General features: G+C 37.6%; 9 protein-coding genes and 1 tRNA gene. 7 read left to right on the top strand and 3 right to left on the bottom strand.

The genetic code is table 11. From position 1 onward, the window contains the following. A tRNA-Lys gene (locus tag Q1R07_RS09580) sits at positions 1–58 on the bottom strand. A gap of 237 nt (positions 59–295) precedes the next feature. Next, the gene (locus tag Q1R07_RS09575) at positions 296–1,321 is read right to left on the bottom strand and encodes an AraC family transcriptional regulator (protein ID WP_300489170.1); all 1,026 of its coding nucleotides are present in this window, start codon (positions 1,319–1,321) and stop codon (positions 296–298) included. 110 nt (positions 1,322–1,431) lie between these two features. On the opposite strand from Q1R07_RS09575, the gene Q1R07_RS09570 reads away from it, so the two are divergent. Genes Q1R07_RS09570 through Q1R07_RS09540 form a run of 7 tightly spaced genes read left to right on the top strand, consistent with a single transcriptional unit; the run spans position 1,432 to position 10,479 of the window. Further along, positions 1,432–3,804: a TonB-dependent receptor plug domain-containing protein gene (locus Q1R07_RS09570; RefSeq protein WP_300489168.1), complete on the top strand. Its 2,373-nt coding sequence runs from the start codon at positions 1,432–1,434 to the stop codon at positions 3,802–3,804. A 19-nt stretch (positions 3,805–3,823) separates the two neighbouring features. Next, positions 3,824–5,080: a hypothetical protein gene (locus Q1R07_RS09565; protein ID WP_300489166.1), complete on the top strand. Its 1,257-nt coding sequence runs from the start codon at positions 3,824–3,826 to the stop codon at positions 5,078–5,080. An 11-nt stretch (positions 5,081–5,091) separates the two neighbouring features. Beyond that, positions 5,092–5,526, top strand: a complete 435-nt coding sequence (locus Q1R07_RS09560; RefSeq protein WP_300489164.1) for a DoxX family membrane protein — start codon at positions 5,092–5,094, stop codon at positions 5,524–5,526. Positions 5,527–5,538: 12 nt separating this feature from the next. Continuing rightward, positions 5,539–7,233: a GNAT family N-acetyltransferase gene (locus tag Q1R07_RS09555; RefSeq protein WP_300489161.1), complete on the top strand. Its 1,695-nt coding sequence runs from the start codon at positions 5,539–5,541 to the stop codon at positions 7,231–7,233. A gap of 15 nt (positions 7,234–7,248) precedes the next feature. Beyond that, entirely contained in the window at positions 7,249–8,586 is a 1,338-nt protein-coding gene (locus tag Q1R07_RS09550) for a SidA/IucD/PvdA family monooxygenase (RefSeq protein ID WP_300489158.1), read from the top strand. 3 nt (positions 8,587–8,589) lie between these two features. Then, a complete protein-coding gene (locus Q1R07_RS09545; protein WP_300489155.1) occupies positions 8,590–9,648 on the top strand; it encodes a heparan-alpha-glucosaminide N-acetyltransferase domain-containing protein in 1,059 nt (352 codons plus the stop codon). 12 nt (positions 9,649–9,660) lie between these two features. Continuing rightward, entirely contained in the window at positions 9,661–10,479 is an 819-nt protein-coding gene (locus Q1R07_RS09540; RefSeq protein WP_300489153.1) for a siderophore-interacting protein, read from the top strand. A 100-nt stretch (positions 10,480–10,579) separates the two neighbouring features. Here Q1R07_RS09540 and Q1R07_RS09535 read toward each other — a convergent pair whose 3' ends face one another. After that, positions 10,580–10,984 (bottom strand): DUF5367 domain-containing protein, encoded by a 405-nt coding sequence (locus tag Q1R07_RS09535; protein ID WP_300489149.1) that lies wholly within the window; start codon positions 10,982–10,984, stop codon positions 10,580–10,582. Between the last annotated feature and the right edge of the window lie 333 nt (positions 10,985–11,317).

The raw sequence follows: 11,317 nt of genomic DNA, 5'->3' as shown, positions 1-11,317 counted from the left end.
GCTGGGATTCGAACCCAGGACCCCATCATTAAAAGTGATGTGCTCTACCAGCTGAGCTACCGAGTCTATAATATAGCGTCTGTTTTGTTTCTTGTTATTATCAGTGAACCGGGATTCTTTCTGATCAAACAACGATTCCAATAATGACTATTGTTTACCGTTTTTAACGGGTGCAAAGAAATGAAATTTTATTTACCTATGCCAGCGTATTTGTACTTTTTTTAGCCAATTTTTTTTAAAAATAATTTAAGTCTTTAATAATTAGATTGATATGGTTCATTGTGAACTATTTAGTCTAAAGATCGTTTCTTTTTTGGCCAGCTACAGATGAGGAAAATCCTCGATAATTGGTAGTATTTCTTAAAGCACTCGGCGAAACACCAAAGTAATTTTTAAAAGCATTGCTAAAATTTGAAATGTTTATATAGCCACATCTTCTGCTTATTTCTTCGATCGGCAGATCTGAATCATACAGAAATCGTTTGGCTCTATTCATCCTTAAATCCTGTAAATAACCAAAAACGGTGGTTCCAAACACACTTTTAAACCCTGATTTCAGTTTTGTCTCATTTATTCCGATTCTTTTTGCCAGTTCTTTTATCGTAATGGGATTGTTCACATGATTCTGGATGATTTGTGCGGCATAATGAATACTGTCAATATCTCTTTTAGAAAGTTTTACTGTATAGTTGAGATTCGTCTCTTCAAAACAATAGGCCAGGATTTCAGTGATTTTTGATTCGAGGTATATTTTACGCATTAACCCCTCATAACTGCAATGTTCAATATCCTGGATAACCGATACAATTTTTGAATTGAGTGTAATCGTATTATTGGTAAGTCCTACACTTTTGTTTTGTATTGCCTGAGCAAGAAACGAATCCAGTAATCGATTTTCGCCCCAATAATCGCTAAGCATTTTTAACGGAAGGTGGATATCAAACGTATTGTATTCGATTCCCTTGTGAAAAGCAACTTCCGATTTTTCATCACTGGGCGCCACATAAATCATATTACCGGTCATTGGTGGAACTTTGTCGGCACGTATAAAGGAATTTTTATAGTATATCTCGGATCCGGAAAGATTAAAGTGCAATTCTAAAAATGGATCACTGCCATAGCAATCCAGTATCAGGTCATTACCGGGATTGTATCGGGTTTTTACGATACTCAGTTCTTCTTTTATCCTTTCTTCACTTATTGACACATTATCTTGTGCAAAACTACTTTTTTCCAGTTTGCTTCCTGTCTCGCCGGTATCCGGAAACTGATGGTAATTCATCATTTCAAGAAAATCAGAAGCGTTTATTCTATAACTCATACAAACCCTTTTTAGTAAATATTATACCCAAATTCGTAATAAAACTTAATTTTTTAGGGGATAGTTTTGTACAAAAATACATTATTTAAATTTATTCTAAATAAAAGAATATGGTTAAATGCCTTTACTTTTTGTTGTTTTTGAGTACTACAGCCTTTGCTTGTGACGTATCTTTTTCTGTTAAAAGAGAAAATAATATACCTGTAAAAAATGCTGTAATAATCGTTAATAATAAAAAACTATCCCTCAATGTAATCGGATCCAGTAATGCTGTAGATCTGACTGAAGGTGTCTATACAGTCTACCTTTATGAAAATGATGTGCTTATCGATTCGCAAATAGTAAACATTAATTGTAATACCATTCATTATCAATTAACAATCCCGAGCCAGACAATCAAAAGTCTGGAAGAAGTAGTCGTCAGCTCGCAGTCGATCAAACAAAAACTGGAAAATTCTCCTTTTTCGGTTCAGGTAATCGACATGAAAAAGCAATACGACAGATCAGGTGATATCGGCAACCTGCTCAACAGATCCGCGGGAATCAAAGTCAGGAACAATGGCAATCTCGGATCGACAGTCCAGATAAATCTGGGCGGATTACAGGGAAAAGCAATCCGGATCTTCAAAGACGGTATCCCAATAGAATTGTTTGGACACGGTTTTAACATCGGAACCATCCCAACCAACATGCTGGAACGAGTAGAAGTATACAAAGGTTCAATGCCTGTTTATCTTGCGTCTGATGCATTGGGCGGCGGCATCAATCTGATAACGCGAAACCCCAAATCCAACCTGATGGAAGTTTCCTACGAAGTCGGTTCTTTTAATACACATAGGGCAACCGCAAATATGTTTTTTACAGGTAAAAATCCTTCCTATTATATCGGTTTAAATACTTCTTATAATTATTCCGATAACCGATATACCATTAACGCTCCCTTTATTAACCCCGAAACGGGTCAGAAATACTACAAAGACGTAAAGCGTTTTCACGATGCGACAAAATCCTATTACGGGGAACTTTTTGCCGGAATCAGAGATAAAAAATGGGCAGACGATTTCAGGTTGTCTTTATTGTTTTCCGACTTCTACAAGGAGATACAGAATGACAGTGAAATGGGAAAAGTCTACGGCAAACCTTTTAATAAAGAACAGAACTATGCCGTGCTGCTATCCCACAAAAAAGAACTGTTCGACAATCGGTTAAAAATAAATTCAACGGTCAATTACAGTCGCTTTAACACTAAACTTATCGATACAGCTACTGTCCGCTATAATTGGGATGGTGATATAATTCTGGAAAATCAGATTACCGGCGAGATCAACAAAGGCGGCAGTAACCAGCGATTGCACTACGATCTGTTTTCAACCAGAATCAGTGCGGCTTATGAATTTTACGACAATCATTTTGTTGAATTGGGCGAACTGTTTTATTACCAACGCAGAAAAGGTAGTGATCCTTTGGGGGCCGTTTCTCCGGTTTATGATATCGATGTGCTAACCATTCCGGCGACCTATAAAAAGAATATAGCCGCATTGGCTTTTCGCTCCTTATGGCTTGACAAGAAAGTAGAAAGTATTGTCGCCATTAAACATTACAACAGTCATACAGAGGGCTTTACTACAGATAAATTTCTGTTTGCCTGGCAGTCTTCCAAATCAAACAGTCAATTAGGCTATCTGGGCGGACTTAAATGGAATAATGATCATTATATGGTCAAGATGTCTTATGAATATGCTACCCGTCTTCCCGATGAATTTGAAGTTTTTGGAGACGGTGTTTTAATCAAAGAGAATCTGGACCTAACCCCAGAAAAGAGTCATAACATCAACCTGAATGCCCAATATTCTTTTGGTCAGAAAAAGAACAATGGCATGATTGCAACAAACCTTTTCTACCGGAGGGTAAAAGATGCCATTTTTCTGCAACCCGATATTCCATATAATCGTTACATCAATTTTCATGAAGTGGAAATCAAAGGTGTTGAAATTGAAGCAACATACAACATCAATAATCATGTCGATTTTGGCTTTAATGCAACGTATCAGGATATCCGACGTGTGAACGAAAGAAACGAATTTAAAATTTATGAAGGATCAAGGGTTCCTAATATTCCTTTCCTGTTCGGGAATGTTTTTTTAAACGGTCATCTGGCTAATGTTCTGAAAACAAAAGACCGCTTCAGTCTTCGATGGAACCTTAATTACTTACACCGGTTTTATCTGACGGCTATCCCTAAAAACCAGGAACCGCCACTTTTTGGTGAAGCAACAGATGTTGATTCAAAACTGATCATCCCTAATGATGGAAGGTTAGGACAATTATCACATGATATTGGCCTTTATTATCAGTTTGCAGACAAAAAGATCAGGACTTCGTTTGAAGTCCTGAATGTAGGGAACACAAAGCTTTATGACAATTTTAATGTGCAAAAGCCAGGTCGCTCTGCTCATTTCAAAATAGTTTACAATTTTTTTTAAATGCTAACAGTTTATAATTATGAAAAAAACTAAAATCAAGTTTATTGCTACGGCACTACTATCAACTTTCTTACTACTTTCGTGTAGTAACGACGATGCTACTTCGGAATCGAATCCGAATCCTGTTAACACCGATGCGCTTCCAAGCGATGAAACCTGGGTCATCTTTAATGGTACAGAAACCTGGGCAGGTGGTATTTATGCTTTGGGCGACAATAAATCCCGCCAGATAAATCTGTCTTCTATTCCTTTCTATCAATTGGGTTACTCTGCCGGAGGACGCGTTGTGAACAACACTTTATACAAAAAAGACGGGGCTGTTTCGAGTGATATCGGAATTTCCAGATACAAACTGGAAGCCGGGAAATTCACTGCCAATGGCTTTATCAGCACACCAAACAACACTTACGAAACCAACTTCCATGTTATAAGCCCATCTGAAGGTTACTATTGGGATCTTTCAGCTGGAGGTTTAACCATTCAGAAATTCAACCCGGAAACCATGCAACGCACCGGTGTAATTGATCTTTCATCACTGTCGGACGGGAGTTCATCTTATGAAGCAGCAGGTCAGTTGATTTTAGCAAAACGCGACAACAGGTTATATGTAGACATACAACACGGTACCCGTGGAACTGCCTGGCAGGTAACACCAAGTGTTCAAAAAGTAGAAATTGCAGTCTATAATTTAACGACTAACGCAATTGAAGATGTTACGGAATATGCCGGAGCAACCAACCTTGGTTTGTTTGCTGATCATGTATTGTGGAGTATTGACGATGTAACCAAAGATTTGTATATGATTGCTATTGGCAATATGAGAACACAAACTCCGGAATCAAAAATATTGCGAATCAAAAACGGAGATACAAAATTTGATCCCAATTTTGAACTAAAAATCTCCAGTTACCAATATCCTAGCGATTTCAACAGGATTTTTGCCCACAACAATAAAATTTACACAACCATTTCTAGCCGACCGACATCCTATTACGGTGGTGGACAACACGGTGTTACATATAGACAGGATATCTGGTACTGGACCGAGATCGATACAAATACTAAAAAGGCAACAAGACTGAACATGCTTCCGGATAATTTCTATTCGTATCAGAATCCGTTTTTACACAAAGGGAAGATCTATTTTGTTTCAAACAATGCAACCGAAAATTTTGCAGGGGCTTACCAGTATAATCCAGAGACAAAAGAAGTGAAAGAAACATTCCGTCTGCAAGGAAGCGGTCGATTGATGGGCTTTAATATTATCGATAATTAATAAAAGAGGTTATGGGAGAGTTTGCTAAAAAAATAAAGATCAGTATCAGTTATCTATTCCGTGCGTTTTTAGCGTATGTCTTTATACCGCACGGATACGAAAAGTTAACATGCAAAATTAATCCTCAGGAATATATCGATTTCGGATTGGAAGGGGATTTTTTGAATTTCTATCTGATTTGGGAGAAAACAGGTTTTATATGGGTGATTGGTATGGCGCAATTGATAGGTGGCTTATTTCTTATATTCAGAAAAACTTATTTTTTTGGAGCTGTCTGGTTATTTCCTATTTCCGTAGGTATGTTTTTTAGTCATTTCTACATTAGCCATGCAATGGATTTTCTGTATTTTGACCTGATAATTCTGGTATTAAACCTGTGCCTGATCTTTGAGAATTATAAATCATTAAAAGTAGCTTTCTGTCAACCTCAAAAAACATGGATTTAAAACTATTTTATAATGAAAACTTCACAGAAATTAAATAATTCACACAATCTCTTGCTTAACCTTTTGCTGAGAGAATGTAATTCATGGTATTTTCTTGACATTGTACCAAAATATGATGATTATCTTGCATTTTATATGCAGTCCTGTGCCGATTCGGTGTTTATACGTTTTAATCTGAAACGGGACAATGCGATACTTTACTTCCCGATTCACTACAGGTCGTTGTCGGGGATGCATATTTTTGGCAGTGCTATGGGATTGCGGAAAGAACCGTTTGGGAAAATACAAGCAATTAGCCATGAGGATGCTCTTCTGCTGCTGTTACAGGAATATTTCCCGGAACTGCTTTCATCGGATTTGCGTGCCATTGTTGACACGCTACAGGATGCCTACGACAATTTAGTTCAGACACAGTTATTCAGTATTATTCCGCAGGCAATATCACATACTGAAAACCATCAGGATCAGGACGAAAATTACATTGGTATAAAAAACCTGGTCCATGAATATTCCAGTAAAGAAGAATTGGATGACCTGCTGCAATTTATTTCAAAATTTGCTCAAAACATCAAAACAGATGTAAACCAAGCAACCGTTAAATGGCTGGAACATTATACCAAATGTCTTTTTAATAATGCTATAAAAGCATATTTTGAACAAGATAAAATTGTGGTTCCGAATCTGTTAAACAGCGTTTTGGAGATTGACAAAAACGGGCAGCCTGTAAATCTGATTTTCTCTGAAAACGGATATAGCTGCTCTAAAGAAGAACTCCCTGAACATTTCAGTTTTGATAAAATCAAACATTTTCTGCAAGTACAGTTGCTCACCCATAACCTTTTTCCTATTGTCCGTGCTTTTAGTGTACTGGGGATGGACACAGAAGAAAATCTTTTGGAAACCGTCTCTAATACGATCACAACCTTTTGGGATCAGTATCCGGACAGGGAAAATTTTATAATGGATCATGTCATTTATGTCGATTTCTTTTTGCCTTCCCTTTTTTTAATTCAAAATTCAGAATACGTACGCAGCACCATTCACCAGCATAATCATTTAATCAACAGCAAATATTACTCCGATAATCTGATCAAACCAAAAAAAGGAAGGCTCGTTCATAAACGCTATTTCGAGAACAGCACAATGGAAATCGGAATCAGGGCTTTTGACATCGAAACCGACCTTGAGATTTTATACGAATGGGTGAATAAAGATTACGCTAAAAAGTTTTGGGAAATGGATGGTTCCATCGAAGAACTGGAAGAAGCCTATATTAAGCATTTAGGAGTCGATTATTCACATCCGTATATCGGAACGCTAAATGGCGTACCCATTTTTACTTTGGAACTGTATTGGGCAATAAAAGATGAAGTTGGTAAATATTATCCTTTTCATCCGGGCGATTACGGTTTCCACATGCTGATTGCACCGGCCAGGAAAAAGATCAACAACTTTTCGTATTACGCCCTCACCATGTGTATGGAACATTTCTTTTCTCATACACAGGTACATCGAATGATCGGTGAAGCTTCTGTAGAACATGCCGGAACGCACAATCTGATTACCAAAGTAGGATGTGAATTTAACAAGGCGCTCACCTTACCGTATAAAACATCCAATCTTACATTCCTTAACAGAGCGATGTATAAAGAAGCGGTGCAGCAGGTTTTGGAAAACTCCTGTACTGAGATATGCCTTAAAGTTTAACCTAATGAAATAATTATGACTGTAAATATATATGATATCATCGGAATCGGAATTGGTCCCTTTAATCTGGGAATGGCCGCTTTATCAGATCGGTTACCACTAAAAACTTTATTTTTTGATCAATCCCCGTCTTTTGATTGGCACAGGGGATTAATGATAGATGGTTGTACATTACAGGTTCCTTATATAGCCGACCTTGTCACGTCTGTCGAACCCACAAATAAATTCAGTTATCTGAATTATCTGGTCACCAATCACAAACTATTTAAGTTTTGCATCAAAGAAACGTTCTATATTACCCGTACGGAGTATAATAAATATTGCAAATGGGTCGCGGCACAATTGCCACAACTGCGGTTTAGTCACCGGATAAAAAACGTGGAATATCTATCGCGTCACGGGGGTGTCTACGAAGTTACAGTTCACGATCTGATCAATAAGACAACCAAGTTTTATTATACCCGCAAACTGATTGTTGGTACCGGAACCGTCCCCTGCGTACCGTCATTTACAGAAGCATGCACCAACGAACGGGTTTTTCATTCCTCACAATATACCTACCGAAAGAAATATATCAAACCGGGAAGCACCATCTCCATTATTGGTTCGGGACAGAGTGCCGCCGAGATTTTTCAGGATCTTTTAAAAGAATTGGAAAATCAGCAACTAAACATTAACTGGATTACAGAAGCCGAACGCTTTTATCCGATGGAAAACTCCAAGCTGACTTTCGAGCATACTTCTCCCGATTACCTTTCTTTTTTTCATTCGTTACCGGAAAAAAAACGCCACACGATCGTTAATAATCAGGATGCTTTATACAAAGGGATCAATCAGGATCTGATCGATGCTATTTATGATGAACTGTACCATCTGGACCTCCATGGAAACAGTCCTTTACCGATACGCATCTTACCCAATACCAGACTGGAAGCCTTAAAAGGAGATAAATTTTCCGGATTTGAGATGGATCTTTACCATAAAATGATAGAAGAATCGTACTCTCTCCATACCGATTATGTAATACTGGCCACAGGATACAAACATCGGGAACCGGAGTTTTTGCAGAATGTAAACTATTTGATCAATAGGGATTGTTATGGAAAAATGAAAGCCGATGTTGCTTATAATATTAATAAGGATCAGAATAGTCTGTATATTTTGAATTCAGAATTGGCTTCACATGGAATTTTAACCTCCGATCTTGGAATGGGACCTTATCGCAATGCAGTTATCTTAAACGATATATTGGGACAGGAGCATTTTAAACTGGAAAAGAAAACTACTTTTCAGGATTTCGGTATCCCAAAAGATTTTATATCCATTCCGGAATTATTCGGTTTACAAAATTAAGCTATGAGCAATGATCAGGTAAAAAAAGGAAGATTCATTCCAATAGACATGTTAAAAACAATGGCTGTTTTTATTATGATACTGACCCATGTACTTATTATGTATGCATCGGAAGCAACCATTCTGACCGACTTTACCAAATGGTTGTTATTTATTGTAGAAGGAATTGGCGCACCTGCATTCGTATTCTGTATGGGGGTGTCTATTGTCTTATCCGGTAAAAAAAACACTGGCGATATTCTAAAGCGTAGTATAAAGCTGTTCATCACCGGGTACCTGTTAAATATCTTAAAATTTTATCCGACAATCAAAGTGCTTCAGGTTTTTCCTGAGGCACTTTTTACAGAAACGCAACGGCAAAATGATACCGAGGGACTTATAGGTTTCTTGTTAGTAGGCGATATTTTACAGTTCGCCGCAATAGCCTATGTAATCTGTCATTTTGTTATGCCTTATGTACGTCGGTTTTCCTATCTAGGAGTACTGCTTTGTACCGGTATTTTTATTACCGCTCCCTATTTCTACAATTATGAAAACACTGATTATTTCCTGAGTTTTCTGTATGGTACAAGTTTTAATGTTTATTTCCCGCTGCTTCCATGGATAGGGTATGCTTTCCTGGGACTTTCTGTGGGATTCTGGATCAATAATATGACGCTTAAAACGGAACAACACCGTTTCTTTTTATACCTGGCTATAGCCGGAGGACTGTTGTTTATTGCCGGATTTGGGTCTTTTGATTTTAATATAGAACATTATTTTACAACCGACTATTATCATAGAACCACGGGCATATTGGCCATGTATAGCGGCGAACTCTTTTTGTTTCTTTCTGCAATGTATTTTATAGCCTATAAATTACCCGGACAGATGATCCGTTTTTTTACTTTTTGCTCTCAGAATGTCACCAATATATATATCATCCAGTGGGTACTGATCTACTGGGGATGGTATTTTATTTCATACGGGTCGCAAACGTGGAGTACGCTCGTACTATGGTTTATCCTTATTACAGGTCTTACTTTCAGTTTGACCTATCTCAAAAAAAACATTCATTTTTAATCCAGTCATCTTATGAGCGCAGCGCGTTTCGAATTAATAGAATTGTCCTTATATGTAAATCGGAAGGAATATATAACACCCCATTATATTCGGGTTTATTTACAGGGAGAAGGAATTGAAAAGTTACAAAACACCACAGTTGGTGTCAATAATAAAATTTTGATTCCCCCCAAAGGCGTAGACAAAATTTACTTTCCAAAAATAGATTATACCACTATGCAATGGATATCTCAGCCGGAGGAAGTACGCCCGGTAATCCGTACGTATACCCATCGGGGAATGGATATGGCGCAAAAGGAAATATGGATTGATTTTGTTGCCCATGGCGATGAAGGTCCAGCCTCTGCATGGGCGATCAATGCCGTAAAAGGTGATCTGCTAGGGGTTTTGATGGTTGATGAAAAAACCGAGTTGTATCCGGAAGCGGAAAACTATATTTTAGTAGGCGATGCCACAGCGATCCCTGTATTGGGAGCCATTTTAGAAGGCTTACCGGATACAGCAAAAGGAATATGTCTGATCGAGGTTTATGATCAAAATGATCGACAAGACTTAGCTACAAATGCTGCAATTGAAATCATTTGGCTTTATAATGATCAGCCACAAAAAGGAAGTGCATTGGCCGATGCGCTCCGAAAAATTGCTTTACCGGACAACGATCGGTTTGCTTATATCGCCGCTGAATATAAAACGGTTAAAAGTGTACGCCACTTTCTACGGAAAGAGCAGCTATGGAAGATCAGTGAGGTTAATGCTTATTCGTATTGGAAATCGGGTATTGCCGAAGATAAATCGGAGCAAGACCGAAGAAAAGAAAACACTGTCCAATAGGCAGTGTTTTTTCTTTTAGCAGCATGTCATAAAACGAAATGACACAGTCCAAGCGAAGGCCGGAAGACCTCAGGTTTCGTTCTGAAATAACGCCGCTTAATTACTTACCGGGTAATTGTTTCTTTCTCAAAAGTCCGGAAATTAAAACGATAGCGTAGGCAAACATTAACCATGAGGCAAACGTTTTACTATAGATTTCTGGCATATTGGGAAATAGTTTTTCAAAAAACTGTATACATACAGTATCCAGGAGCATACCGGGTAAAACCATAATGGCTGCCGATTTTATGCTTTCAAGGTTGTCTAGTTTACATTTAGTAAAGACTGCGGTTGAAATAAAACCTAAGGCTGGTATTAGTATGATATATAAAGTGATCAGCACTAATGGGTTGTCGACTATAAAAAAATGTTGTCCTGCAATTCTGAATAATAGAGTAGCTAGTAGCCACACTAAAAAACCAACAATAAAACTGATAAGCGGGTAATTTTCTTTATATGTTTTCATTATTTAATTAATAGATGTTAAATAGAGGCGGCCAGGTTGTTGTTGCTTAGCGGCTCAAGTTTTAATGGATTTACAAATAAATGTTTTCTAACCGATGCTGGAATGCTTGTGGGATTCAATCGAACGGTCTTATAGATTTTTCCGAGTATAAATATAAGAATTTTCTAACCGTAAAAGTAGTCCTCGATAGTGATTCTTGATCTTTGATGTGGAAATTAAAAGAAACATATCGGGTTCGGTTACCCGGAAAAAGTCACGTTTGACGGTTTTGCTTTTCGAACCACTCAGATAAATAAAATTTTGAATTTTATACTATCGATCAACGAGTAATTA

The organism is Flavobacterium sp., from assembly GCF_030146175.1.
Classification (GTDB): domain Bacteria; phylum Bacteroidota; class Bacteroidia; order Flavobacteriales; family Flavobacteriaceae; genus Flavobacterium.
Note: the sequence above shows the minus strand (reverse complement) of the source record. Positions and strands in the feature narration are given on the sequence as shown.